The organism is Schumannella soli (genome assembly GCF_006517435.1).
Classification (GTDB): Bacteria; Actinomycetota; Actinomycetes; order Actinomycetales; family Microbacteriaceae; genus Schumannella; species Schumannella soli.
Window position 1 is genome coordinate 30,837 of sequence record NZ_VHQG01000001.1, and the last position, 25,136, is coordinate 55,972.

Annotated in this window: 21 protein-coding genes; 4 read left to right on the forward strand and 17 right to left on the reverse strand. The window is 72.5% G+C overall.

Annotation, left to right across the window (positions count from 1 at the left end; all coding sequences use genetic code 11):
• Nucleotides 1-11: 11 nt before the first annotated feature.
• From FJ657_RS00130 to FJ657_RS00180, 11 genes are all read right to left on the reverse strand, one after another.
• Nucleotides 12-3,680, reverse strand: coding sequence for a lamin tail domain-containing protein (locus FJ657_RS00130; RefSeq protein ID WP_141161686.1), 3,669 nt, complete (start codon nt 3,678-3,680; stop codon nt 12-14).
• A gap of 220 nt (nt 3,681-3,900) precedes the next feature.
• Entirely contained in the window at nt 3,901-4,926 is a 1,026-nt protein-coding gene (gene ilvC / locus FJ657_RS00135; RefSeq protein ID WP_141161687.1) for a ketol-acid reductoisomerase, read from the reverse strand.
• A gap of 109 nt (nt 4,927-5,035) precedes the next feature.
• Entirely contained in the window at nt 5,036-5,545 is a 510-nt protein-coding gene (gene ilvN / locus FJ657_RS00140; protein ID WP_141161688.1) for an acetolactate synthase small subunit, read from the reverse strand.
• Nucleotides 5,546-5,549: 4 nt separating this feature from the next.
• On the reverse strand, nt 5,550-7,361 hold the full coding sequence (locus tag FJ657_RS00145; protein WP_141161689.1) for an acetolactate synthase large subunit: 1,812 nt from the start codon (nt 7,359-7,361) through the stop codon (nt 5,550-5,552).
• 77 nt (nt 7,362-7,438) lie between these two features.
• Nucleotides 7,439-9,169 carry a dihydroxy-acid dehydratase gene (ilvD, locus tag FJ657_RS00150; RefSeq protein WP_141161690.1) on the reverse strand — a complete coding sequence of 577 codons (1,731 nt, stop codon included), beginning with the start codon at nt 9,167-9,169 and terminating at the stop codon, nt 7,439-7,441.
• Nucleotides 9,170-9,225: 56 nt separating this feature from the next.
• Nucleotides 9,226-9,588, reverse strand: a complete 363-nt coding sequence (gene mnhG, locus FJ657_RS00155) for a monovalent cation/H(+) antiporter subunit G (protein WP_141161691.1) — start codon at nt 9,586-9,588, stop codon at nt 9,226-9,228.
• Nucleotides 9,585-9,971: an MrpF/PhaF family protein gene (locus FJ657_RS00160; RefSeq protein ID WP_255447042.1), complete on the reverse strand. Its 387-nt coding sequence runs from the start codon at nt 9,969-9,971 to the stop codon at nt 9,585-9,587. The genes mnhG and FJ657_RS00160 overlap by 4 nt, the downstream gene beginning before the upstream one ends.
• Entirely contained in the window at nt 9,968-10,702 is a 735-nt protein-coding gene (locus FJ657_RS00165) for a Na+/H+ antiporter subunit E (protein ID WP_141161692.1), read from the reverse strand. Before FJ657_RS00165 ends, FJ657_RS00160 begins: the two co-directional genes overlap by 4 nt.
• Nucleotides 10,695-12,494 (reverse strand): Na+/H+ antiporter subunit D, encoded by a 1,800-nt coding sequence (locus tag FJ657_RS00170; RefSeq protein WP_141161693.1) that lies wholly within the window; start codon nt 12,492-12,494, stop codon nt 10,695-10,697. The genes FJ657_RS00165 and FJ657_RS00170 overlap by 8 nt, the downstream gene beginning before the upstream one ends.
• Complete coding sequence (locus tag FJ657_RS00175; RefSeq protein WP_141161694.1) at nt 12,491-13,018, reverse strand: Na(+)/H(+) antiporter subunit C; 528 nt, start codon at nt 13,016-13,018, stop codon at nt 12,491-12,493. The genes FJ657_RS00170 and FJ657_RS00175 overlap by 4 nt, the downstream gene beginning before the upstream one ends.
• Entirely contained in the window at nt 13,015-15,951 is a 2,937-nt protein-coding gene (locus tag FJ657_RS00180) for a Na+/H+ antiporter subunit A (protein ID WP_141161695.1), read from the reverse strand. The genes FJ657_RS00175 and FJ657_RS00180 overlap by 4 nt, the downstream gene beginning before the upstream one ends.
• A gap of 204 nt (nt 15,952-16,155) precedes the next feature.
• Here FJ657_RS00180 and FJ657_RS00185 point away from each other — a divergent pair, with 204 nt between their 5' ends.
• Complete coding sequence (locus FJ657_RS00185; protein ID WP_141161696.1) at nt 16,156-16,608, forward strand: hypothetical protein; 453 nt, start codon at nt 16,156-16,158, stop codon at nt 16,606-16,608.
• Here the strand turns inward: FJ657_RS00185 and FJ657_RS00190 are convergent, their stop codons facing one another.
• Nucleotides 16,609-17,100: a MerR family transcriptional regulator gene (locus tag FJ657_RS00190; RefSeq protein WP_141161697.1), complete on the reverse strand. Its 492-nt coding sequence runs from the start codon at nt 17,098-17,100 to the stop codon at nt 16,609-16,611.
• Between the two features lie 186 nt (nt 17,101-17,286).
• Between FJ657_RS00190 and FJ657_RS00195 the strand changes: the two genes are divergently transcribed.
• On the forward strand, nt 17,287-18,006 hold the full coding sequence (locus tag FJ657_RS00195) for an SDR family oxidoreductase (protein WP_141161698.1): 720 nt from the start codon (nt 17,287-17,289) through the stop codon (nt 18,004-18,006).
• A 44-nt stretch (nt 18,007-18,050) separates the two neighbouring features.
• On the opposite strand, the gene otsB is transcribed toward FJ657_RS00195, so the two are convergent.
• The 3 genes from otsB to FJ657_RS00210 all read right to left on the reverse strand — a co-directional run bounded on the left by otsB (nt 18,051) and on the right by FJ657_RS00210 (nt 21,663).
• Entirely contained in the window at nt 18,051-18,911 is an 861-nt protein-coding gene (otsB, locus tag FJ657_RS00200) for a trehalose-phosphatase (protein ID WP_141161699.1), read from the reverse strand.
• A complete protein-coding gene (otsA, locus tag FJ657_RS00205; protein ID WP_255447043.1) occupies nt 18,908-20,434 on the reverse strand; it encodes an alpha,alpha-trehalose-phosphate synthase (UDP-forming) in 1,527 nt (508 codons plus the stop codon). Before otsA ends, otsB begins: the two co-directional genes overlap by 4 nt.
• 80 nt (nt 20,435-20,514) lie before the next feature.
• Nucleotides 20,515-21,663: an SLC13 family permease gene (locus tag FJ657_RS00210; RefSeq protein ID WP_141161700.1), complete on the reverse strand. Its 1,149-nt coding sequence runs from the start codon at nt 21,661-21,663 to the stop codon at nt 20,515-20,517.
• 108 nt (nt 21,664-21,771) lie between these two features.
• Between FJ657_RS00210 and FJ657_RS00215 the strand changes: the two genes are divergently transcribed.
• Nucleotides 21,772-21,960, forward strand: coding sequence for a hypothetical protein (locus tag FJ657_RS00215; protein WP_141161701.1), 189 nt, complete (start codon nt 21,772-21,774; stop codon nt 21,958-21,960).
• Nucleotides 21,960-22,889, forward strand: a complete 930-nt coding sequence (locus FJ657_RS00220; RefSeq protein WP_141161702.1) for a hypothetical protein — start codon at nt 21,960-21,962, stop codon at nt 22,887-22,889. Before FJ657_RS00215 ends, FJ657_RS00220 begins: the two co-directional genes overlap by 1 nt.
• Before the next feature lie 91 nt (nt 22,890-22,980).
• Here the strand turns inward: FJ657_RS00220 and FJ657_RS00225 are convergent, their stop codons facing one another.
• A complete protein-coding gene (locus tag FJ657_RS00225; protein WP_141161703.1) occupies nt 22,981-23,736 on the reverse strand; it encodes a gamma-glutamyl-gamma-aminobutyrate hydrolase family protein in 756 nt (251 codons plus the stop codon).
• A 101-nt stretch (nt 23,737-23,837) separates the two neighbouring features.
• Nucleotides 23,838-25,070 (reverse strand): alanine racemase, encoded by a 1,233-nt coding sequence (locus FJ657_RS00230; protein ID WP_181408810.1) that lies wholly within the window; start codon nt 25,068-25,070, stop codon nt 23,838-23,840.
• Nucleotides 25,071-25,136: the final 66 nt, after the last annotated feature.

Below are 25,136 nucleotides of genomic sequence, written 5' to 3' on the forward strand. Positions count from 1 at the left end.
AGCTGAGCCGATCAGCTGCGGCCGCCGGGCCTCGTCGTCGGCAGCAGCGCCAGGTCGCGCGTCGAGGGCTTCGCCGGGCCCGCCGTCGTGAGGCCGGTCGTCGCGACCCGCTTCGCGTACTGGAAGGTCACGTGCGCGGTGAACTCGTCATCCGCATCGCCGTAGCGGTCCTGCGTGCCGGCGGCGATCACGTTCCACGGGCGGTCGTTCGACGGGGAGGAGTCGCTGCCGTTGTCGGCGAGGAACTGCTCGTAGTCGTAGGGATACGAGGCCGTGGCCTTCAGCCGCGTCGAGAAGGTGTCGACCGCGATCGTTCCCGAGGCGAGATCGAGCTGCAGCAGGCGCTGGAAGCCGGTCGCCCGCTGACCCGTGTGCGTGCGGAACTCCTGGTAGTCGGCCAGCAGCTCGACCACGTCGTGACCGGGCAGACCGCCCGCATCCTCGGTCGTGATCTGGCCGATGCCGTGGAAGTGCCCCGACAGCACCGCCACGACGTTGCGGTTCGGCGCGACGACGCGGTCCCACAGCTCGTCGGCGCGCGACACCCAGCGCGACGAGCTCGAGCGCTGCGCGGGCGCATCCCGCAGCTTGGGGCTGAGGTGCTCGTGCGTCGACACGACGACGTTGCGGTCGGGATGCGCGGCCACGACCCGCTCGGCCCAGTCGATCTCGCGCTCGCCGTAGGCGTAGGGCAGCGACAGCATGAGGAAGTCGGCGCCGCCCGCGCTGATCAGCGAGTAGTTCGCGGCGTTGTCGCCCGGCGCGATGGATCCGCCGTACCAGGGCTGCGCGGCGTAGCGGTCGGGGCCGAAGAACTCGTCGAAGAGCGTGTAGTCGATGCCGCGCTTCGAGTCGTGGTTGCCCGGCAGCACGCTGTTCGGCACGCCGGCGCGGTCGAGGATGCCCTGGATGCTCGACGCCCGCGCGAACTCGGCGCGCGCCCGCACGTCGCTCTGGTCGGGGTCGACCCAGTTCTGCACGAGGTCGCCCGTGTGGGTCGCGAAGGCGATCTTGCGGCTCGCGGCGTTGTCGGCGATCCAGCTCAGCTCCTCGGCGTAGACCTCGGGGTAGGCGTCGGTGAGGTACTGCGTGTCGGTGACGTGCGAGATCGCGAGGTCGTAGTCGTCGGGATCCTGCAGCGCGCCGTCGATCCCGGCGGCGATCGTGGCCTTCGTGCGCGGGCCGTCCTGCACGAGCACGGTGACCTTCCCGCTGCGGATCTCGCCCGAGCGCAGCGTGCCGGTCAGCGCGATCGGGGCGCCGCATGCGGTGGGGTCGGTTCCGGCGGCGAGTCGGCGCCAGGCGGAGCCGGTCCAGACCGAGAGCTGCAGCTCGTTGCGGCCCGTCGTCGCGCCGGACCAGCCGATGCGGCTGCCCGTCTTCAGGCCCGCCGCATCCAGCTCGAAGCGCTGGTAGGGGTAGCCGTAGGCGTGATCGGTGGATGCGGGTGCGCCGGTGCCGGCTGCCGCATCGGCCGCCGCCGCGCCGGCCGGTGAGCTCGCGCCGATGAAGGCCGGGTCGAGCGACGTCTCGCCGTCGGCGTGCGCCGCGGTGAGGCGGCCGTTCTGACTCGTGCCCGACCAGGCGCGCAGCACGGTCGCGGCGGTGCCGGCGAGGGGCTTCGCGGTGGAGGCGGTGCGGGACTTCGCGGCGCTCGTGCCCGCGGCGCCCACGGCGTCGGTCGCCGCCGGGGCCGAGCCCGTCGCCGTGTCGCCGGCGCGCGCCTCGGTCTCGGCGCGGTAGTCCTCGTCGAGCGTCGTGCGCTCGCCCGGCGTCGCCTCGGCGGCGCGGAAGTCGTCGGCGTCCGATCCGGTGAAGGCGACCCGCTGGAAGCTCTGACCGCGCATCCGGTCGACCAGGTAGGTCGTGAGGGTGAGGCCCTTCGAGCAGGGGCTGACGGTGTCGATGCTCGCGTCGAGCTCGTTGCGGCCGTAGACGCCGACGCTGTCGACGCGGTCGCCCCGGTCGTCGGCCAGCCAGACGCCGGTGCCGAGGAAGCTCAGGGTCGTGTCGTAGCTCGCCTGCGCGCCGCGCGCATCGCTCGTCCCGGCGCGGGCGGCGGTCCAGGTCGCACCCGGCTTGAGCTTCGTACCGGCCGGGATCGTCGTCTGCACGGCGGGCGCGCGCAGGCCGTCGGCCATGCAGCGGCGCAGCGTCCAGCCGCCGACGTCGATCGTGCGCGAGCCGTAGTTGGCGATCTCGATGAAGTTGCGCTGCGTCAGCGTCGACGGCAGCACCGGAGCGCCGGGGTCGTTCGCGATCTCGCTGATCGCGACGCCGCGGTCGGCTTTCGCCGGGTAGGCGAACGCCGCGCGGAACACGCTCGACTCCCGGCTCGCGTTCGCGGCGCCGGGGGTTCGCGGGGCGATGATCCAGCCGGGGGTCGCGGAGGCGGGGGTAGCGGGGGCGGGAGTCGTGGAGGCGGGAGTCGTGGATGCGGTGCTCACGGATGCCGCGCTCGATCCCGGCTCGGCGCGCTGCCACGACTCGTCGGCCACCGCATCCAGGATCGCCGGCAGCTTGGCGTCGCCGTCCTGGCAGGCGCTGTCGCTGTACTGGCTCACGGCGACGCGATCCGCGAGCAGTCCGTCCTTCGTGCGCAGCAGGGCGCCCGCGCCGGCGTCGGCGAAGCCGGTGTCGTAGCGGGCGTCCGCGTCGCCGGCGAAGCCCGAGCCGGCCGCGACCCAGCGGTCTCCGGGCGCGAGGGTCGTGCCCGTAGCGATCGTGGTCTGCAGGTTGCCGTGATCGAGGCGACCCGACGCGGTGCAGCGCAGCAGCTGCCAGCCGCCGATGTCGACGGATGCGGATCCGTCGTTGCGCAGCTCGACGAAGTCGTCGGCGCTGCCCGTCTGCCCAGCCGTGGCGAACTCGGAGATCACGACACCCGAGTCGTCGCGCGCGGGCGCCGACGCGACGTTCGGCGCATCGATCGTGGCCAGGGCGGCGATCCAGTCGCGCCCGCTGTCACCCGTGTCGGCGCGGCGCTGCCAGCTCTGATCGGTCGAGAAGTCGAGGGAGTTCGGCAGGTTGCGCGCCGAGCCGGTCGACGGCGTGCACTCGCTCGCCGTCATCCAGGGCTGGTTCGGGTAGACCCCGACGCGGTCGGCGACGCGGCCCTGCGGGTCTTCGAGCCAGAGGCCGAAGCCGCTGGAGGCGTAGGGCTGCATGACGTGCAGCGCGCCGGCCATGCCGAGCTTGCTGATCGTGAGCAGCTGCCCCGGCGCGAGCGTCTGCCCGCTCAGGTCGGCTTCGACGTCGTTGTCGTTCGCCCGCAGTCCACCCGAGGTGCAGCGGTAGAGCTTCCAGCCGTCGAGCGCCACCGGAGCGGCGCCCCAGTTGCGCAGCTCGACGAAGCCGTCGCTGCGCGAGCGCGACGAGCCGTTGCTGAGCTCGTTGATGAGCACGCTCGTGGTGGGGGCGTTCACGACGCCGCGGGATCCGGCGCCGGGCTCGGGCCCCTCGGAGGTGTCCTCGCCGACGGCGCTCGTGGAGCCGGCGGGGCCCGCGGAGTCAGCGGCGCCCGTCACGCTCGTGGAGCCCGAGGCGGCGGATGCGGCGCTCGCCGCGCCGGGCGCGGTGCCGTCCGCGGCGTTCGCGGGGTCGCTCGCCGGTCCCCCGGCGGCCACACCCCCGAGGAGGATGATCGTGGCGGTCAGAGTGGCGAGGACGAGCCTGAGCACGCGGCCAGGTTCGACATCCCAGGTGAACGGCTCGCCTCATCCACCCCCGTGTCGGGTGAACCGCGCATGCCCAGCGCCGCAACGCTCACGCCGACGCGCTCCCCGACGGGTGCCGCGGGGCCCGGGAACGAGACCGGGAACGCCGGAGGGCGGCCCCGCTGCTGCGGGACCGCCCTCCGGGACGTGCGTGCGACGAGAGCCGCAAAGGATCAGCGCGAGATCAGCGCGCGGCGCTTCCCTCGACGTAGTCGGCGTCGGTCTGCTTCCACGCGAACAGCGCGCGCAGCTCCTTGCCGGTGCTCTCGATCGGGTGCGCGGCGGCCTTCTCGCGCAGGGCGAGGAACTCGACGGCGCCGTTGTCCTGGTCGTCGATGAAGCGCTTCGCGAACGCGCCCGACTGGATGTCGGCGAGAACGGCCTTCATGTTCTCCTTGACCGAGGGGTCGATGACGCGCGGGCCCGACACGTAGTCGCCGAACTCGGCCGTGTCGCTGACCGACCAGCGCTGCTTGGCGATGCCGCCCTCCCAGATGAGGTCGACGATGAGCTTGAGCTCGTGCAGCACCTCGAAGTAGGCGATCTCCGGCTGGTAGCCGGCCTCGACGAGGGTCTCGAAGCCGTACTGGATCAGCTGCGAGGTGCCGCCGCAGAGCACGGCCTGCTCGCCGAAGAGGTCCGACTCGGTCTCCTCGGTGAAGGTCGTCTTGATGACGCCGGCGCGGGTGCCGCCGATGCCCTTCGCGTAGGAGAGCGCGAGCGCCCAGGCCTGGCCCGAGGCGTCGTTCTCGACGGCGATGATGTCGGGGATGCCGCGGCCGGCGACGTACTCGCGACGCACCGTGTGGCCGGGGGCCTTCGGGGCGATCAGGATGACGTCGACGCCCTCGGGCGCGTCGATGTAGCCGAAGCGGATGTTGAAGCCGTGCGCGAAGGCGAGCGCCTTGCCCTCGGTGAGGTTCGGCTTCACCGAGTCGTTGTAGATCGAGCGCTGGTGCTGGTCCGGCGCGAGGATCATGATGACGTCGGCCCAGACGGTCGCATCGGCGACATCGAGGACCTCGAAGCCCTCCTCCTTCGCCTTGGCGGCCGACTTCGAGCCGTCCTTGAGCGCGATCTTGACCTCGACGCCCGAGTCGCGCAGGTTCTGCGCGTGCGCGTGACCCTGCGAGCCGTAGCCGACGACGGCCACCTTCTTGCCCTGGATGATCGACAGGTCCGCGTCGTTGTCGTAGAAGATCTCAGCCATCTGCCTTGGTATCTCTCTCTGTTGGGGGTGCTGGTCCGGCCGTTCGGGCCGGGATCGGATGCGGGCTCGGGCCCGCGAGTCGGTGCGGCGCGCGTGGCGCCGCGGGAGGTCAGCTGCGCAGCACCCGCTCGGTGATGCTCTTCGCGCCGCGCCCGATGGCGAGCAGGCCCGACTGCGCGATCTCCTTGATGCCGTAGGGCTCGAGCACGCGCAGGAACGCCTGCACCTTGCCGCTGTCGCCGGTGACCTCGATCACGAGGGCGTCGGTGGCCACGTCGACGACGCGGGCGCGGAACAGGTTCACCGCCTCGAGGATCTGCGAGCGGGTCGTGTTGTCGACGCGCACCTTGATCAGCAGGTGCTCGCGCTGAACCGACTGGTTCGGGTCGAGCTCGACGATCTTGATGACGTTGACCAGCTTGTTGAGCTGCTTGGTGACCTGCTCGAGCGGCAGCTCGTCGACATCCACCACGACGGTGATGCGCGAGAGCCCCTCGATCTCGGTCGGGCCGACCGCGAGGCTGTTGATGTTGAAGCCGCGGCGGGCGAACAGGCCGGCGACGCGGGTCAGCAGACCCGGCTTGTCCTCGACGAGGAGGCTGAGCACGTGAGTCGTCATGGCTTTACTCCTCTCCCCACTCGGGGGCGTGGTCTCGGGCGTACTGCACCTGCGAGTTGCCGACGCCCTGCGGCACCATCGGCCACACCATGGCGTCGCGGCTGACGACGAAGTCGATCACCACGGGGCGGTCGTTCGTCTCGATCGCGAGCTTGATGGCGGCGTCGATCTCCTCCGGCTTCGTGACGCGGATGCCGAGGGCGCCGTAGGCGTCGGCGAGCTTCACGAAGTCGGGGATCATGCGGGTCTGCTCGGTCTCGTTCAGCGACCCCGTGTTGAGGTCGGTGAAGGAGTGGCGGCCGTCGTAGAACAGAGTCTGCCACTGGCGCACCATGCCCAGCGAGCTGTTGTTGATGATCGCGACCTTGATCGGGATGTCGTTGATCGCGCAGGTGGCGAGCTCCTGATTGGTCATCTGGAAGCAGCCGTCGCCGTCGATCGCCCACACGAGGCGGTCGGGCTCGGCGACCTTCGCGCCCATCGCGGCCGGAACCGAGTAGCCCATCGTGCCGGCGCCGCCGGAGTTGAGCCAGGCGTGCGGGCGCTCGTACTTGATGAACTGCGCGGCCCACATCTGGTGCTGGCCGACGCCCGCGGCGTAGACGGCTTCCGGTCCGGAGAGCTCGCCGATGCGCTGGATGACGTGCTGCGGCGACAGCAGGCCGTCGTCGGGCTCGGTGTAGCCGAGCGGGTACGCGGTGCGCAGCTGCTCGAGGCGCTCCCACCACGGCGCGAGGTCGGCGCGCGACTCGGGGGCGATCTCCTTGTAGGCGGCGATCAGGTCGAGCAGCACCTCCTTCGCATCGCCCACGATCGGCACATCCGCGTGACGGATCTTGCCGATCTCGGCCGGGTCGATGTCGACGTGCACGACCTTCGCGTCGGGCGCGAACTCGCTCGGCTTGCCCGTGACGCGGTCGTCGAAGCGGGCGCCGAGGCTGAACACCAGGTCGGACTCCTGCAGGCCCAGCACCGCGGGCACGGCGCCGTGCATGCCGGGCATGCCGAGGTTCTGGCGGTGCGAGTCGGGGAACACGCCGCGCGCCATGAGCGTCGTGACGATCGGGGCGCCGGTCAGCTCGGCGAACTCGAGCAGCTCGGCTGCGGCCTCGGCGCGCACGGTGCCGCCGCCGACGTAGAGCACGGGCCGGTGCGAGGCGGCGAGCAGCTCGGCCGCGGCGTGAATCTGCTTGCCGTGCGCCTTCGTGACGGGGCGGTAGCCGGGCAGGTCGACGGCCGACGGCCAGATGAAGGGCGCCGAGTTCTGCTGGGCGTCCTTCGTGACATCCACCAGCACCGGGCCGGGGCGGCCGGTCGTGGCGATCTGGTAGGCGCGCGCCAGGGCGAGCGGCACCTCCTCCGGCGTCTTGACCAGGATCGAGTGCTTCGTGATCGGCATCGTGATGCCGACGATGTCGATCTCCTGGAAGGCGTCGGTGCCCATCAGCGTCGAGAAGACCTGGCCGGTGAGCGCGATCATCGGCACCGAGTCCATGTAGGCGTCGGCGATCGCGGTGACCAGGTTGGTGGCGCCCGGGCCGGAGGTCGCGATCGCGACGCCGACCCGTCCGCTCGCCGCGGCGTAGCCCTCGGCCGCGTGGCCGGCGCCCTGCTCGTGGCGCACGAGGATGTGGCGCACCTCCTTCGAGGCCATCAGCTCGTCGTAGAACGGGATGATGGCGCCGCCCGGCAGACCGAAGACGTCGGTGATGCCGAGCTTGGCGAAGGAGGCGAGGATGGCGCCCGAACCGGTGAGCACCGGCGGCTCACCGGAGTTCGGGCGGGCGGCAGGCGCGGGTGATGCGTCCGCAGTCATGGGGAACCCTTCGTGTCGAGGTGTCTGACGACGCGGATGCGCACGATCGCGCGGTGCCGCGCCGAAGCGGAGAGGAACTACCCGGTGACCGCGCCTTCCGCAGCGGAACGCACGAGCTTCGAGTACTTCGCGAGAACGCCACGGGTATAGCGCGGGGGAAGCGGAGCCCAGCCGTCACGGCGGGCTTCCAACTCGGACTCATCGACGATCAGGTCGATGGACCGGGCAGCGATATCGACCCGTATCAGATCACCATCGCGCACGAAGGCGATAGGACCTGCGTCCACCGCCTCGGGTGCGATGTGGCCGATGCACAGGCCGGTTGTGCCGCCTGAGAATCGTCCGTCGGTCAAGAGTAGTACATCGGCGCCGAGGCCCGCGCCCTTGATGGCCGCCGTGATGGCGAGCATCTCGCGCATGCCTGGTCCGCCCTTGGGGCCCTCATAGCGGATGACCACCACGTCGCCCTTCTGGATCTCGCCGTTCGTCAGCGCATCCATCGCCGCGCGCTCGCGCTCGAACACGCGCGCCGGGCCCTCGAAGGTGGCGGCGTCGAAGCCGGCCGTCTTGACGACGGCGCCCTCGGGGGCGAGCGAGCCCTTGAGGATCGTGAGACCGCCGGTCTCGTGGATCGGGTTGTCGAGCGTGCGCAGCACCGAGCCGTCGAGCGCCGGCGGGTCGATGTCGGCCAGGTTCTCGGCCATCGTCTTGCCGGTGACGGTCATGACGTCGCCGTGCATGAGACCGGCATCCAGCAGCGCCTTCATCAGCACCGGCAGTCCGCCGCGGCGGTCGACGTCGTTCATGACGTACTTGCCGAAGGGCTTCAGATCGCCGATGTGCGGCACCTTCGAGCCGATGCGGTTGAAGTCGTCGAGGGTGAGCTCGACCTGCGCCTCGCGGGCGATCGCGAGGAGGTGCAGCACGATGTTGGTCGAGCCGCCGAGCGCCATGCCGACTGCGATCGCGTTCTCGAACGCCTTCTTGGTGAGGATGTCGCTGGTCATGATGCCCTGCTTGAGCAGGTTCACGACGGCCTCGCCCGAACGGTGCGCGTAGTAGTCGCGGCGACGGTCGTAGCTGGGCGGGCTGGCGGATCCGGGGATCGACATGCCGAGGGCCTCGGCGACCGACGCCATCGTGTTGGCCGTGTACATGCCGCCGCAGGCGCCCTCGCCCGGGGCGAAGGCGCACTCGATCGCGTGCGCATCCTCGAGGCTCATCGTGCCGGCCTTGACGCCGCCCACCGCCTCGAAGCTGTCGATGATGGTGATGTCCTTTTCGGTCCCGTCGCTCAGACGCACCCAGCCGGGCGCGATGGAGCCGGCGTAGAGGAACACACTGGGCAGCTCGAGTCGGGCCGCGGCCATGAGCATGCCCGGGATCGACTTGTCGCAGCCGGCCAGCAGCACGGAGCCGTCGAGGCGCTCGCCCTGCATGACGGTCTCCACGCTGTCGGCGATGACCTCACGGCTGACGAGGGAGAAGTGCATGCCCTCGTGACCCATCGAGATACCGTCGCTGACGCTCACCGTGCCGAACTGCAGCGGGTAGCCGCCGCCGGCGTGCACGCCCTCCTTGGCGGCCCGCGCGAGCCGGTCGAGGCTGAGGTTGCAGGGCGTGATCTCGTTCCACGAGCTCGCGATGCCGATCTGCGACTTGTCCCAGTCGGCGTCGCCCATGCCGACCGCGCGAAGCATGCCGCGGCTGGTCGTGGCCTCGATGCCATCGGTGACGGTGCGGGAGCGGGGCTTGTGGTCGATCGGCGACGCGGCGGGCGCGCCGGAGTTCTCAGGTGTTTCCGGCATGTGTCGAGTCTAGGACTCGCGCGGGGTGCGGATGTGCCGTGGCGGATCGGCGCGCGTCAGGCGTCGGCGCGGTCGATGTCGTCGACGAGCTCGTCGGTCACGAGCAGGTCGCGGCGGAAGTTGCCCGTGCGGTAGCCGGCGCGGCCGACCATGTGGCCCGAGATCGGCGTCGTCAGCACCTGGAACAGCAGCACGGGCGCGAGGGCGAGCAGCGTCGTCCAGTGCCGGTCGTTCAGCGCGATGGCCGCGAGCACGAAGGCGAGCCCGAGGATCTGCGGCTTCGTGGCCGCGTGCAGGCGGCTCAGCGCATCGGGGTAGCGCAGCAGGCCGATGCCGGCGAGCAGCGAGAGCGCGCCGCCGAGCACGAGGAAGAGGGCCACGACGGCGTCGAGGATCGTGTCGAGGATGTCGGCGCTCATGCCCGCTCCCCCGTTCCGGTCGCGGCGTCGGCGGCCGCCGCATCCGCCGCCGCCTCGGCCGCGTTGCGCTCCGCCTGCTCGCGCTCGAGCCGCTCGCGCTCGGCGCGGTCCTGCTTCGTGACGTAGCGCGCGACGGCGATCGTGCCGAACAGCGCCGTCGCGGCGAGCGCGACGAGCAGCGGGATCGTGCGGGTGTGGCCGTCGAGGATCATCTCGATGCCGAGGCCGAGCATGAGGCAGCTGATCAGCACGTCGGTCGCGATGAGACGGTCGAGGATGCTCGGCCCGCGGACGATGCGGATCACGGCCAGCAGCGCGGTCACCAGCACGAGCGCCCCGGCGACGGCGACGCCGACGGAGACGAGGTCGATTCCGGGGCTCATCGCCGATCCTCCTGATCCGACGCGCCGGGCGCGGCCGCGCCCGCGCCCGCATCCACCGCGCACACCCGCTCGACGTCGCGCTTCGAGCCGACGGCCATGACGACGCGGCGCTCCATGCGCAGCGCCTGACGGCGCACGCGCTCGACGCCCGCGTCGTCCGTCACGCCGATCGCGTGCAGGAAGATCTTCGAGCGCGCCCGGTCGACCTCGATCACGATCGAGCCCGGAACGAGCGACACGGCGATCGAGGTCAGCGTCAGCACGAAGTCGCTCGACGTGCGGAGGTTCACCTCGACGACGGCGTTGCCGCGCACCCCGCGGCGGCTGAGCGCGAGACGCGCGATCTGCACCGAGGCGGCGACGAGCTCGCCCCCGACGGCGCCGATCAGCACGAGCAGCCGCCACGGGTTGAAGCGGCCGGAGAGCTCGACCGGCGGCAGCCAGAAGGTGCGGCCGACGACGACCGCGACGATCGCGCCGGTGACGAGGCCGAGCACGCTGACGTCGCGCCAGAGCGCGATCCAGAGCAGCACGAGCGCGACCAGCAGGGGCAGCTGCTGCACCAGGATCCAGCGCTTGCGCGGGGTCGCGCCGCCCTGCGCAGCCGTGCGGTCGACGTCTCCGTCTCCGGCAGCAGCTCCGCTCGAGCCGGCGGACGCCGCGCGGTCGACGGCGCCGGTCGAGGTGGATGCGGGGTCGAGCGCGTCGTGTCGACGCGGGTTCTCAGCCATGCGATCCTCCCTCGGTCGCGGTGCCGTCGCCGATTCCGGGCACCCCGTCGGGGAACACGGCCGAGATGTAGCTCGAGCTCTCGAGGCTCTGCCCGGCGCGCTCGGCGAGCTCGTAGAGCGGGCCGGCGCCGATCGTCAGGGCGACGGAAACGAGCACCATTCCGGCGGTCGCGCCGACGAGCAGGGTCGGGGCGGCGCCGCGGCGCTTGCCTCGCGTCGATGGATGCGCGCCGACAGCTCGGCGAGCGTCGTCGCGGGTCGGCACGGCGCGGTCGGCGGCCTCGGCGCTGGCCGGGGACTCGGGCCCGGTCGACGAGGGCGAGCCGGGTCCGGCGGCACGGACGACCCCGCTCGGCGACGCGCCCGCCGCACCGGCCCCGCCACCCGGCCGCACGACCTCGACGACGCTGGTCTGCGCATCCACCGTCGTCAGCGACAGCGACCCGGTCTCGGGCGCGCCCGCGGCGATCGGCTCGGGGCGCGGCCGCCAGAACGCGAGGCTCCAGGCGCGGATGAGCGCGTAGAGCGTGAGCAGCGAGACGAGCGCGCCGACGCCGATGCCGACCCAGGCGAGCGGCGTGCCGTTCTCGGCGCCCGCCTGGAACAGCCCGAGCTTGCCGAGGAACCCAGAGAACGGCGGGATGCCGCCGAGGTTGAGCGCCGGGATGAAGAACAGCACGGCGACGAGCGGCGAGGCCTGCAGCAGTCCGCCGAGCCGGCGCAGAGAGGTGGTTCCGCCGATGCGCTCGACGAGCCCGGTCGCCAGGAACAGGGTCGTCTGCACGACGATGTGGTGGACGATGTAGTAGATCGTCGCGGCGGTTCCGACGGCCGAGCCGAGCCCGACGCCGAAGATCAGATAGCCGATGTGGCTGACGAGCGTGAACGACAGCATGCGCTTGAGGTCGGTCTGCGCGATCGCGCCGAGGATGCCCACGAGCATCGTCAGCGACGCGACGACGAGCAGCACGGCGTTGAGCTCGGGCCCCGGGAAGAGCAGCGTCTCGGTGCGGATGATCGCGTAGACGCCGATCTTCGTCAGCAGTCCGGCGAACACGGCCGTGACCGGCGCGGGCGCCGTCGGGTACGAGTCGGGCAACCAGAACGACAGCGGGAACACCGCCGACTTCACCCCGAAGCCGAGCAGCAGCATGACGTGCAGCACGATCTGCGTGCCCTCGGGCAGCTCGGCGATGCGCAGGGCGAGGTGCGCGAGATTCACGGTGCCGGTCGCGCCGTAGAGCATCGCGATCGAGGTGAGGAACAGCATCGACGAGACCAGGCTGACCACGATGTAGGTCTGCCCGACGCGGATGCGCGACTCCGATCCGCCGAGCGTGATCAGCACGTAGCTGGCCACGAGCACGATCTCGAAGCCGACGTAGAGGTTGAACAGGTCGCCCGCGATGAAGGCCGTGAACACGCCCGCGGCGAGGATGAGGTAGCTCGGGTAGTAGATCGACACGGGCGTCTCGTCGTGCCCGTCGGCGAGGCCCTGCCCCACCGAGAACAGCAGCACCGCGAGCAGCACGATCGCCGAGACGGCGACGAGCAGCGCCGACAGGCGGTCGACGACGAGGGCGATGCCGAAGGGCGCCGCCCAGCCGCCGACCTGCATCACGAGCGTGCCGTGCAGGTCGACGAGCACGAGCAGCACGCCGCCGAGCACCGCGACGCCGGCGAGCACCGCCACGGCGATGAGGCGCTGGATGCGCGGGCGCCCGGCGAGCGTCAGCGTGATCGCCGCGCCGAGCAGCGGAGCGAGGACGACGAGCGGGACGAGCGAGGTCATCGGGTCGCCTCCTCGGTGCTGGCGGATCGGGGATCGGGTGCAGGGCCGGGGTCGGGGTCGCTCGCGTCGTCGCCGACCTCGTGCTCATCGGGCACGGCATCCGCCCCACCCGTCTCGTCGGCGAACTCGCTGTCGCCGGCGCGGGTGTCGCCGTCGAGCTCCTCCTCGGGAACGCCCTCGGTGCGCACGGCGACGTCGGCCTCGTCGACCTCGACCTCGTCGGGGCGGCCGAGCTTCCACGAGCGGTAGATGAGCGCGAGCAGGAACGCCGAGACGCCGAAGGTGATGACGATCGCGGTGAGCGCGAGCGCCTGCGGCAGTGGATCGGTCGTCGCGCCGTCGGCGCCGTCGGCGATCGGGGCGCCGCCAGGCACGCCCGCCATCGACAGGATCAGCAGGTTCGTCGCGTTGCCGACGAGCAGGAAGCCCAGCAGCACGCGGGTCATGCTCTTCTCGAGCATGAGGTAGACGCCGCAGGCGAAGAGCACAGCCATCGTGATCAGCAGCACGAGCGAGAGGCTCACGAGCGCACCCCCTCGGCGTCGGCCGACGCGGTCGACGCCGTCGGGCCGACGGCATCACCAGCGCCGGCGTCGATCTCGCCCTGCGCGACCTCGTACTGCCGGTCCACCTCCGCGCCGAGGCTGCGCAGCACGTCGAGCGCGAGGCCGATCACGACGAGGTAGACACCGATGTCGAAGAACGTCGAGGTGACGAACTCGAGGTGGCCGAGCACCGGCACCTCGGCCTCGAACCAGGTCGAGGTGAGCGCATCCGCGCCGAGGAAGAGCGGGACGGCCGCGGTTCCGGCGGCGAAGACCATGCCGAGGCCGAGCACGCGGCCGGCGTCGAAGGGCGCGGCCGCGGCCAGCTCGTCGCGGCCGCCGGCGAGGTACCGCCCGACGAGCGCGAGCCCGACGACGAGACCTCCGGCGAACCCGCCGCCCGGCGCGTTGTGCCCGGCGAACAGCAGGTACACCGAGAACACGACGAGGGCGTGGAACACCAGGCGCACGACGACCTCGAGCAGGATCGAGCGGTTGCGCTCGCCGAGGGTGCGGCCGGCGAGCAGCCAGGCGCTGCGGCCGGGTTCCCAGCCGGGCGTCGCCGCGGCCGTCGCGCGGCGCTCGCGCAGGGCGTCGCGCTGCTCGCGGCGTCCCGGCCGGCGCAGCCGGTCCTCGCGGGTGCGCACGAAGACGAGGCTCGCGACGCCGGTCGCCGCGGCGATGAGCACCGAGAGCTCGCCCATCGTGTCCCAGCCGCGCAGGTCGACGAGGGCGACGTTGACGACGTTCTTGCCGTGGCCGAAGGTGACCGCGAGGTCGGCCCAGTCGACCGAGACGGGGGATGCCGTGCGCGCCGCCGTCACGACGACCGCGACGACCGCCATGAGCACGCCGACGGCGATGCCGATGATCGCGCGCACGACGGGCATGGCGCTGCCGTTGCGCTCGCCGAGCCGGGCCGGCAGGCGCCGCAGCACGAGCACGACGGCGACGAGCGTGACGGTCTCGACGAGCAGCTGGGTGAGCGCGAGGTCGGGCGCGCCCTGCAGGGCGAAGAGCGCCGTCATCCCGGTTCCGGTGACGCCGACGAGCACGACCGCGGTGAAGCGCTTCTGCGCCCGGGCAGCCGCGACGGCGGCGACGATCATGAGCGCGCTGACGGCGACCTGGGCCCAGCCGTCGGCGATCCGCAGCTCGGGGATGCGCGCACCGGACGCGACCACGGCGGTGCCGACGGCGCCGATCGCGACGACGAAGATCACCCCGAGATAGAAGGGCAGCGAGCCGCGCTGGGTGGCGCCCGTGACGCGGGCGGCCACGACATCCACCCCGTGCATCGCGGCGCCGTAGGCCCGCGGCGCGAGGCTCTCGCCGGGGGCGTCGGCGGTGCGGCGGCCGACGAGCAGGAACAGCGCGACGCCGAGCACGAGGGTGAGGCCCGAGAGCCCGAGCGCCGGCTCGAGCCCGTGCCAGAGCGCCAGGTGGTAGTGCGCCTCGCCGTGCGAGGAGGCGTCGGCGCCGGCTCGCGCGAGCACCGGATCGACGAGCCCCGAGAGCGGCCCGAGCGCGAGGCCGACCGCGGCGAGCAGCACCGGGGGCGCGAGGAAGCGGGGGTCGGGATGCGCGACCGGCGAGCACTCGGTCACGCCGGGCTTGCGGGCGAAGGCTCCCCAGAGGAAGCGGAGGCCGTAGGCGAGGGTGAGCGCGGATCCGGCGACGACGACCACGAGCACGGCCGCGAGCGCGCCGTCGTCGTGGGCGCCCTCGATCAGCCCCGTCAGCACGGTCTCCTTGGCCACGAATCCGAGCGCCGGCGGCAGCCCGGCCATCGACAGCACCGCGGCGAGCGCCGTGATCGCAAGCACCGGGCGCCGACGGCCGAGACCGGAGAGCTTGCGCAGGTCGCGGGTTCCGTGGTCGTGATCGATGACGCCGACGGTCAGGAACAGCGTCGACTTGAAGAGCGCGTGGCTCAGCAGCAGGGCGACGGCGCCGAGCGCCGCGATGGGGGTGTCGACGGCGGCCATCGCGGTGAGGAAGCCGAGCTGCGACACGGTTCCGTGCGCGAGCACGAGCTTGAGGTCGCTGTGCCGCAGCGCGGTGACCCCGCCGAGCAGCATCGTCGTCAGTCCCAGCACGAGCAGCGTCTCGCGCCAGCCGGGCGCCTCCGACAGCCCCGGAGTCAGGCGCAGCGCGAGGTACACGCCCGCCTTCACCATCGCCGCGGCGTGCAGGTAGGCGCTGACCGGCGTGGGCGCGGCCATCGCCGCCGGCAGCCAGAAGTGGAAGGGGATGAGCGCCGACTTCGACGCGACGCCGACCACGATCAGCACGGCGGCGACGCCCGCGACCGGGCCGGTGGGATGCGCATCCACCACCCCCGCGAGCGACGAGGTGCCGGTCTCGACGCGCAGCAGCACGAGCCCGACGAGCATGACGAGACCGCCGAGCGTCGTGACGATGAGCGCCTGCAGCGCTGCGCGGCGGCTCGTCGCCTTCGCGGCGAGGTGCGCGATGAGCAGGTAGCTCAAGACGCTCGTCGCCTCCCAGAACATGAACATCACGAACATGTCGTCGGCGACCACGAGGCCGTACATCGCGCCCGCGAATGCCGTCAGCACCCCGGCGAAGCGGCCGAGCGCCGGGGCGGTCGGCGCGAAGTAGCGCGCGCAGTAGAGCAGCACGAGCGCGCCGACGCCGGCGACGATGAGCGCCATCGTGGTCGACAGCCCGTCGAGGCGCAGCGACAGGTCGACGCCGAGCGCCGGGATCCACGGCACGACCTCGCGCACGACTCCCCCGCCGACCACGGTCGGCAGCTGCGCGAGCGCGTTCACGAACGCCGCGGTCGGGATGAGCGCTGCGATCGCGAAGGCCGAGCGGCCCAGCAGGCGGATGAGCACCGGCATGACGACGCCCCCGAACGCGAACGCGAGCAGGAGCACGATCATCTGGTCTCCTTCTCGTCGGGTGCCTGGGGCCGGGAACGAGGTCGCGGCAGACGGCGAGGGTGTGCTGCTCGGAGTCTACCGGGCGACACCTGTATGTCGCCGGGCGCGGTCGGGGTCAGCCCGGAGGGCACCGCCCCCTCGCGGAGTTAGCGTGCGAGGAGTTCTCCGCTCGCGGTGGCCCCCGACTCCCGAAGGATGCCTGCCATGCCGACTCGCGCGATCACCGGCCTCGGCGTCGGCATGGCCGTCGCGGCGATCGGCTGCGTCGCAGCGGGAGCTATCGCGATCAATCAGCACTCGCCCGCCGCGGTCACCGCGAAGGAGGCGAACACCTTCATGGCGCACGTGATCGAGGCGGGCGCCGGCGTCGGCGAGCCGAGCAGCGACGCGTACGCCTTCTGCCAGGACTACGCCGACGATCCGGGCCGATGCTCGGCGTCCATCGACGCGGCACAGCACGATGACCTCGATCCGGGTCTGAAGGATGTGGCGCTCAGCACCCGCTCCGCCGCGGACGGGCGCGTGATCGTGACCGTCACCGGGCGTGACCAGACCGGGGAGAAGGTCGTCTCCGACGTGGAGCTGGTCGCGACCGACGCGGGCGTTCGGGCGATCGATCCGGTCTACTGGGTGCCGCGCAGGATCACGCAGCGCTGATCACGATGCGCTGAGCGCCGCCGACCCGGCTCTCGGCGGGCACGCGGTCAGCTCGGATCCCCACCAGCCGCCGCCGCCGTCGGCACGGGATTCGCGAGCGGCACCGCGGTCGGGATCGCGGCCCGACTCGGGGTCGGACTCGACGCCGTCAGCCCGCTCCTCGGCCAGCTCGATCACGTGGTCGAGACGGTCGCGCGCCTGCACGAGACGGTCGATCTGCTCGGCGATGCGGTCGCGGTCGGCGCGCAGTCGCGCGCGCTGGGCCCGCGTCGTGCGGCCGGAGTGCGTGCACGGCAGCAGCTCGCGGATGCTCGAGCTCGTCATGCCGGCGGCGAACAGCTGCTGGATGAAGGCGACCCGCGCCGGGTCGAGGTCGTCGAACTCGCGCTGTCCTCCCGCGGTGCGCTCGGGTGCGATGAGCCCCTGCTCCTCGTAGTAGCGCAGCGAGCGCACGCTCGCGCCGGTCGCCGCCGACAGGTCGCCGATGCGCATGGATGCCGCCCTTCTGCTGGGGAGTCGACGCGAGGTCGGCGCCGAGCCGCGCTGCGTTCGCGGCCGGCGCTTGCACCTCACATTGATGTCAGGTCTTACGGTAACCCGGCGCGTCATCCCGGCGCTCGCATCGACAGCCCCGCCCGGCTCACCGGGCCCGCCGGGGCACCAAGGAGAAGCACGACCATGAAGATCGACGGAACCGTCGCCCTCGTCACCGGAGCGAACCGCGGCATCGGCCGCCAGCTCGCCGCGCAGCTGCGCGACCGCGGGGCGTCGGTGTGGGCGGCCGCCCGCAACCCCGACAGCATCGACCTCGACGGCGTGCGCCCGCTGCGGCTCGACATCACCGATCCCGGGCAGGTCGCCGCGGCGGCCGCGCAGGCGGGCGATGTGCAGCTGCTGATCAACAACGCCGGCATCGCGACCCGGCAGGACCTGATCGCCGGCGACCTCGACCTGGTGCGGCTCGAGATGGAGACCCACTACTTCGGCACGCTGAGCATGGCGCGGGCCTTCGCGCCCGTGCTCGCCGCGAACGGCGGCGGCGCGATCGCGAACGTGCTCTCGGCGCTGTCGTGGTTCAGCACGCTCGGCGCCGGGGCCTACGCGCCCGCGAAGGCGGCCGAGTGGGCACTCACCGCGGGCATCCGCCTCGAGCTGGCCGGACAGGGGACGCAGGTGACCGGCATCCATCTCGGAGCCGCCGACACCGACATCATGGCCGGGTACGACGGGCCGATGGTCTCGCCGGCGGAGGTGGCGCGCGTCGCGCTCGACGGCATCGAGAACGGCGACATCGAGGTGCTCGTCGACGAGTGGAGCCGGCACGTCAAGGGCGCCGTGACCGACCCGGTCGCGTTCTACGGCGAGCAGCTCGCGCAGCTGCGCGGCCCGCGCGACTGAGTCGCACGGCTCCGGATTCGGGCACGTGTGCCCGAGGGCGGCGCCTACTGCTCGTGCACGTCGCCCTCGCGGAAGGTCGCCAGCGCCGCCAGCGCCGCCGCGACCTCCGCGGGGCCGTCGACGCGGTACGCCGCGACCGTGTCGCCGTCGCCGCTCCTGAGTCCCAGATCGTGGGCCTCGAGCGCGGCGAAGGCGTCTTCGTCGGTGACGTCGTCGCCGGCGTAGAACACCGCATCCGCCTTCACATAGCGCCGCAGGTGCTCGACCGCCTCGCCCTTCGTCGTCGACCGCACCGAGAACTCGAGCACGTTCTTGCCGTGCCGCACCGTGAGGTTGTCGAGCTCGGCCGCCGTCTCGCTCAGCGCCACCAGGTGGGCCACGCGCGAGGCGCGGTCGGAGGCGAGGCGCGTGTGCAGCGCGAAGCCGGCCGGCTTCGGCTCGAGCCAGACGTCGTCGAGCGAGTCGGCGACCTCGCCGAGCACCTCGTGCAGCACCTCGACGTCCTCCTGCTCCCGGTCGTTGAGCGCGAGCGCGTCGTCGGGGTTGTCGAGGCGCAGCTCGATGCCGTGCGAGCCGACGAGCAGCACGTCGTCGGGCAGGTCGGTGACGTGGATGAGGCTCTCGAGCGCGCGGCCGCTGACCATCGCCACGCGGGTGTTCGGCAGGGCGTTGAGCCGCAGCACCGCCGCCCGGGCCTCGGGCAGCGCGCGCGCCTTCTCGGGGTCGTCGACCTCGGGCGCGAGCGTTCCGTCGAAATCGAGCGCGACGAGCAGGCGCCGCTGGTGCGCGAGCTCGCGCAGCGCTCCGGCGAGCGGGTCGGCGAGGGGCTCGGGATGCGCCGAGGCGCGGCCCGAGGTCGTCGCGGCGTCGCGCACGACCTCCCCCAGACCCTCCCCCGGCGTCATCCGCGGGCTCCGCCCGGCGTGGTCGACGCGGCGCCCGCCGCCGCGCGCGGAGCCGGGGCCTGCCCCGCCGAACGTCGCGCCGGGGCGGCGCCGAGCGCCGAGAGGTCGTCGCCGCGCCGGACCCGGCGCAGCGCATCCAGGAAGGTCTGCGACCAGTGCTCGACGTCGTTCTCGCGCACGCGCTTGCGCATCGCGCGCATCCGCCGCCGCCGCTCCTCGCGCGGCATGTCGAGGGCGCCGCTGATGGCGTCCTTCAGGCCGGCGATGTCGTGCGGGTTGATCAGCACAGCCGTGCGCAGCTCATCGGCGGCGCCGGCGAACTCGCTCAGCACGAGCACCCCGTCGAGGTCGCCGCTGCGCGCGGCCACGTACTCCTTGGCGACCAGGTTCATCCCGTCGCGCAGCGCGGTGACGAGCATGACGTCGGCGGCCAGGTAGAGCGCCGCCATCTCCTCGCGCGGGAAGCCGTGGTGCAGGTAGCTGATCGGCTGGTGGCTGATGGTGCCGTAGTCGCCGTTGATGCGCCCGACGGTCAGCTCGACCTCGTCGCGCAGCTGGCGGTAGGTCTCGACCCGCTCGCGGCTGGGGCTGGCGACCTGCACGAGCGTGACGTCGCCGACATCCGCCCGGCCGTCGGCCAGCAGCTCGCCGAAGGCCTTGAGCCGGTGCCGGATGCCCTTCGTGTAGTCGAGGCGGTCGACGCCGAGCATGATCTTCGCCGGGTTGCCGAGGTCGTGGCGGATCTGCGCCGCCCGGGCCTGCACCTCGGGCCGCTGGGCGAGCTCCTCGAAGCCGGCCGTGTCGATCGAGATCGGGAACGCCTTCGCGAGCACCTGACGCGCGCCGTCGCCGTCGGGCACGTTGACGATCGCGCCCTTCGTCGAATACGGCAGCAGGCGGCGCACCGCGCGGGTGAAGTTGCCGGCGTCGGCGACGCGCTGGAAGCCGATCACATCCGCGCCGAGCAGCCCCTCGATGATCTGGGTGCGCCAGGGCAGCTGCGAGTAGATGCCGTAGGCGGGAAAGGGGATGTGGTTGAAGAACCCGATCGTCAGGTCGGGTCGGGCCTCGCGCAGCATGCGCGGCACCAGCTGCAGCTGGTAGTCCTGCACCCAGACCGTCGCGTCGGGCGCGGCGGCGGCGATGGCCGCATCCGCGAAGCGCCGGTTGACGCCGACGTAGCTGTCCCACCAGACACGGTGGTAGCTCGGCGGCGCGATGACGTCGTGGTAGAGCGGCCACAGGGTGTCGTTGCTGAACCCCTCGTAGTACCGCTCGATGTCGGTCTCGCTGAGGTCGATCGGGATGATGCGGATGCCGTCGTGTTCGAAGGGCTCGAGCCCGAGGTCGGGCTGCCCGCCCCAGCCGACCCACGCGCCGCCGGCCGAGCGCATGACGGGCTCGAGGGCGGTGACGAGTCCGCCGGGCGACGGCGACCAGGTGGGCTCACCGTCGGGTCCGACCGTGCGGTCGACGGGGAGGCGATTCGACACGACGACGAGATGGGATCTGTCGTCAGGCACGAGTCAAGGTTATCGGCGCACGTTCGGCGGGCTCTCGGTTTCCAGTCGAGTGCCAGGTGCCGCGCCCGGCGTGGGCGGCATCAGACGAGGATCGCGAGCGTCGCCAGCACGACCGTGAGCGGCGCGACGACGAGCCCGAGCAGGGCGTAGCGCCGCCAGGAGATCTCGACGCCCATCGAGGTGAGCCGCGAATGCCAGAGCAGGGTCGCGAGCGAGGCCCACGGCGTGATGAGCGGACCGGCGTTGACGCCGACCAGCAGCGCGGCGATGCGGTGCGGGCTCTCGGCGAGCGGCTCGAGCAGCAGGTAGGCGGGCAGGTTGTCGATCGCGTTCGCGCCCACCCCGGCGGTGCCCGCGAGCCGCAGCAGCGCGAGCGGACCCTCGCCCTCGCCGACGAGCTGCGCCAGCATCCCCGTCAGTCCGAGCGCGTGCCCGGTCTCGACGACGAGGAAAAGCCCGGAGGCGAGCACGACCAGCTGCCACGGGACGAGCGAGAAGCGCAGCACCCGACGGCGGCGCACGGCGAACAGCACGCCGAGCACGAGAGCTCCGGCGCAGGCCGGCATCCACACCGGCAGGCCCGAGACGAGCAGCGGAAGCAGCGCGGCGACCGTGATGGCCGACGCGCGGAACAGCACCTTGTCGTCGATCGGCTCGGGCGTGCCCGGCTGGTAGCGCCGCAGCAGGTCGCGGCGGTAGATCAGGAACAGCACGGCGCACGGCACGAGCACCGCGACCAGAGCGGGCAGCGCCATCATCGCGGCGAAGGATGCGGCCGGCATTCCGCCGAGGGCATGTTCCGCCAGCAGGTTGGTGAGGTTCGACACCGGCAGCAGCAGCGACCCCGTGTTCGCGAGCCACACCGTCGTGAGCGCGAAGGGCAGCGGCGGCAGGCCGTTGTGACGGGCGAGCTGCACGACCACGGGCGTCAGCAGCACGGCCGTCGTGTCGAGCGAGAGGAACACCGTGCTGACGACGGCGAGCAGCACGACGAAGATCCAGAGCAGCCAGGCTCGGTGGGCGCCCCAGCGCGCCGTGCGCTCAGCGATCGCCGTGAACAGCCCGGCCTCGGCGGCGAGCTCGGTCACGACCGTGATCGCCACGACGAACAGCAGGATGGGCCAGGTGCGGTCCGCGACGGCGAGCGCCTCGGAGACGGGCAGGAGTCCCGTCGCGACGGCGACGACGCCGAGCACGAGCAGGACGGCGCCGATGATCGCGGTGCGCAACCGTGGTTCCTTCCGCCACCACGACCATCGGGGCTGGCGCTTCACTGTAGACCCTGGGACCACGCCTCCCGCGCCGGGTAGCGTTGGCGGCACTGCTGAGGAGGCGGAATGCGCAAGTACCTGCTGAACACGAGCGTGCTGAGCTCGCTCTTCGGGGCGTTCGGCCTCGTCCAGACCACCCGGAAGGGCCCCAAGGACTGGCGCCTCGCGCTGATGTGGATCAGCTGGGCGATGACCGTCGCGATCGCGGTCGGCACCGTCATCGAGGACAACCGCGCACTCGAGCTGGAGGACTGATGTCGACGACGCTGCTCACGACCCTCGACCGCGTGATCGCCGTCGGCGCCCGCGGCGACCACGACCAGTACCAGGGCCCCGGAGGCGGGGCCGGCGGGTTCGGGGGCGGCCCCAACCCGCTCCTGCCGGGCGGCGGATCCGGCCTGCACTTCATCGGCTTCGGCCTGTGGGCGGCCTTCATGCTCTTCGTGTTCGCGGTGATCGTGATCCTGGTCGTGCTGCTGGTGCGCTTCCTCGTGGTCGGCACGCGCGCGGCGCAGCTCTACCTCGACCGGCACGAGCCGAAGGCCCCGGCCGCATCCCCGGGCCCGGTGGGCGGCCCCGGCCAGCCGACGGCCGACGCGCCGACGCCGGCCGCCCCGACGCCGGACTGGACGCCGACGACTCCCCCGGCGGATGTCGCCGAGACGCACCCCGCGCCGACCGCGACGGCGCCGAGCGCACCGGTCACCCCGCACACGATCGCCGCGCCCGCCGGCGTCGCCGAGGAGTCGAACGTGACCGGCCCGGTCACCCCGACGGGCGACGCCGCCGGCTCGGCTTCCACGTCGGCCCCCGCCGCGACGACCGATGAGGATGCCGCCGGCTCCGCCGCCGACGACCTCGCCGTCGACGCCGGCGACCGTGCGGGCACCGCCGACACCGCCGTGCTCCCCGCGCCGAAGTCGGCCGTCAGCCACGCCAATGCGGGCAGCACGGGAACCGAGGCGGTCACGCCCGCGGGCGCCGCCAAACCGGCGCGCAAGCCCGCCGCGGGCCGCGCCGGGTCGAAGAGCGCGGCGACCGGGTCGACCGGAATCCGCCGCGGGTCGTCGGGCTCGGCGGGTTCGACGGGTTCGGCCGCTGCCGGCAGCTCCACCGCCAAGCCCGCCGCCAAGCCGCGCACCCCGCGCACGCCGAAGACGCCCCCGACCGGCGAAGCCGACTGACCGACCCGCCCGGAGATCCGGGCTCGCGCCACCGCGCCGGGCTCGACCCGCACCGCCGGGATCGACCCACCGCGCCGGGCTCGACCGAACGTCAGGCCGAGCGCGTCCGGCGGTGCTCGACCGCCGCATCCACCAGGCCCTGGAACACGCGCAGGTCGCCGATCTGCTCGGGATGCCACTGCACCGCCATGCCGAAGGCGTCGCCCTCCAGCTCGATCGCCTGCACGACCTGCTCGGTCGCACCGGAGCCCGCCGACACCGCCGTCACCCGCAGCCCCGCGCCGAGCCGGTCGACGGCCTGGTGGTGGTAGCTGCGCACATCCACGCTCGTCGCCCCGCCGTACAGCTCCGCCAGGCGTGAGCCGTCGACCGGAGCGGCCTCGTTGATCGCGAAGACCCCTGCGTCGCCGCTGTAGCGCGTGTCGCCGTCGAGCGCGTCGGGCAGGTGCTGCAGCAGGGTGCCGCCCTGGTGCACGTTGAGCAGCTGGAGTCCGCGGCAGATGCCGAGGAACGGCAGCTCGGCCGCGATCGCCGCGGCGAGCAGCGCATCCTCCCAGGCGTCGCGGTCGTCGCGCGGGGTGTCGGTGTGCTCACCCGCCCGCTGTCCGTACCGCGCCGGATCGACGTCGTAGCCGCCCGTGACGAGCAGCCCGTCGAGGCTCGCGACCGTCGCCGCGGCGATCTCGTCATCGACCGGCTGCGGTGGCAGCAGCACGGCGATGCCGCCCGCGTCGACGACGGAGCGCAGGTAGGTCTCGGGCAGATAGGCGGCCGGCAGCTCCCAGATGCCCGAGCGGATCGGCTCGAGGTAGGTGGTGACGCCGATGACGGGGCGGACGGTGCTCACGCGCTCATCCAAGCACCGCGCCGTTTCGCGCGCGTTGCGGCGCGACGTCGCGGCCGCGGTGACGACAGGGCGAGCAGGTAAGCGGATGCGGACGGCGCGGCCTAGAAGTACGTCTCGACGAAGCCGACGACCCGCGGCTTCTTCGCGTTCGCGTCGTCGACGACCGGCAGCACCCGCCAGCGGTCGAAGCCGCCGCAGGGATGCGAGATGCCGAGTCGCACGACGTCGCCGGGCGTCAGCGTGCTGTCCTCCGGCACGCGCAGGTAGGCGTGCTGGTCGTCGAGGCGGAACACCTCGTGACCGGCCAGCGGAGCGCCGTCGACGTCGACGGCGACCGGGAAGCCGAGGTCGGCGGGCACGTCGCGCTTGCCGGCGTCGAGGATCGCGAGGCCCTTCTCGGGTCGCGAGATGACCCGGCTCCAGAGGCGCAGGGCCGGGCGCAGCGGATCCTCGACGCCCGAGTCCGGGCCGAGCGGCGACTGGGCGCCCCAGACGCCGTCGTCCTGGGCCACGAACGACCCGGCGCGCAGCACGATGCGCGCGCGGTCCTTGAGCGGCGCGAACACCTCGGCGGCGACGTCGAACCAGATCGACCCGCCGACCGTGATCACCGGCGGACGGTCGGCATCCCAGAGCTCGAACGCCGCGATCGTCTCGAACAGATCGATGAGGCGCGCGTAGTAGGCGCGCACGATCGCCTCCGACTCGGGGCTGCGGTCGCTGACGAGCGAGCCCTCGTAGCCGGCGAGCCCGTGCAGGCGCACGCGGCTCTCGCGAGCGGCGGCCCAGGCGAGCGCGAGCGCCTCGTCGGAGCTGCGGCGTCCGGTGCGGCCACCGGGCTCGCCCAGCTCGATCAGCACATCCACGGGGCGGTCGCCGCGGGTGGCGGTGAGCACCTCGAGTCCCTCCTGCGAGTCGAGGAAGCAGGAGAAGCGGAAGCCGGCGTCGTCGTCGAGCTCCCGCGCCAGCCAGGTCGCCGCCGCGGGATCGAGCAGCTCGCTCGCCAGCAGCACCTGACGAACGCCCTCGCTGCGCGCCAGCTGCGCCTGCCAGGGGGTCGCGACGGAGATCGCGGTCGCGCCCGCCTCGGTGAGGTGCCGCCACAGGCGCGGCGACATCGTCGTCTTGCCGTGCGGGGCGAACTCGACGCTCTGCTCCTTCGCCCACTGCGCGAAGCGGCGGATGTTGTGCCCCTCGGCGCTCTCGTCGAGCGCGAGCACCGGCGTCGTGAACTCGTCGATGCGGTGACGCTCGCCGGCGATCTCGGCGGCGGAGCGGTTCCAGAATCGCGGCGGGATGGACTTGGTGCGGGCGCTGAGGCGGAGGTCAGTCACGGCGTCCACGCTACCTTCCGCCGCGGGTGCGCTCGGTCGCGCGACGCGGCGCAGCATCGAGCGCGC

Bases quoted from the DNA above. Each gene is read 5' to 3' on its own strand.
- FJ657_RS00190 (WP_141161697.1), bottom strand. From the start codon at position 17,100: ATGCGCATCGGCGACCTGTCGGCGGCGACCGGCGCGAGCGTGCGCTCG.
- FJ657_RS00160 (WP_255447042.1), bottom strand. From the start codon at position 9,971: ATGAGCCCCGGAATCGACCTCGTCTCCGTCGGCGTCGCCGTCGCCGGG.
- FJ657_RS00185 (WP_141161696.1), top strand. From the start codon at position 16,156: ATGCCGACTCGCGCGATCACCGGCCTCGGCGTCGGCATGGCCGTCGCG.
- FJ657_RS00170 (WP_141161693.1), bottom strand. From the start codon at position 12,494: ATGACCTCGCTCGTCCCGCTCGTCGTCCTCGCTCCGCTGCTCGGCGCG.
- ilvN (WP_141161688.1), bottom strand. From the start codon at position 5,545: ATGACGACTCACGTGCTCAGCCTCCTCGTCGAGGACAAGCCGGGTCTG.
- FJ657_RS00195 (WP_141161698.1), top strand. From the start codon at position 17,287: ATGAAGATCGACGGAACCGTCGCCCTCGTCACCGGAGCGAACCGCGGC.
- FJ657_RS00145 (WP_141161689.1), bottom strand. From the start codon at position 7,361: ATGACTGCGGACGCATCACCCGCGCCTGCCGCCCGCCCGAACTCCGGT.
- FJ657_RS00180 (WP_141161695.1), bottom strand. From the start codon at position 15,951: ATGATCGTGCTCCTGCTCGCGTTCGCGTTCGGGGGCGTCGTCATGCCG.
- mnhG (WP_141161691.1), bottom strand. From the start codon at position 9,588: ATGAGCGCCGACATCCTCGACACGATCCTCGACGCCGTCGTGGCCCTC.
- otsB (WP_141161699.1), bottom strand. From the start codon at position 18,911: ATGACGCCGGGGGAGGGTCTGGGGGAGGTCGTGCGCGACGCCGCGACG.
- FJ657_RS00220 (WP_141161702.1), top strand. From the start codon at position 21,960: ATGTCGACGACGCTGCTCACGACCCTCGACCGCGTGATCGCCGTCGGC.
- ilvC (WP_141161687.1), bottom strand. From the start codon at position 4,926: ATGGCTGAGATCTTCTACGACAACGACGCGGACCTGTCGATCATCCAG.
- FJ657_RS00215 (WP_141161701.1), top strand. From the start codon at position 21,772: ATGCGCAAGTACCTGCTGAACACGAGCGTGCTGAGCTCGCTCTTCGGG.
- ilvD (WP_141161690.1), bottom strand. From the start codon at position 9,169: ATGCCGGAAACACCTGAGAACTCCGGCGCGCCCGCCGCGTCGCCGATC.
- FJ657_RS00165 (WP_141161692.1), bottom strand. From the start codon at position 10,702: ATGGCTGAGAACCCGCGTCGACACGACGCGCTCGACCCCGCATCCACC.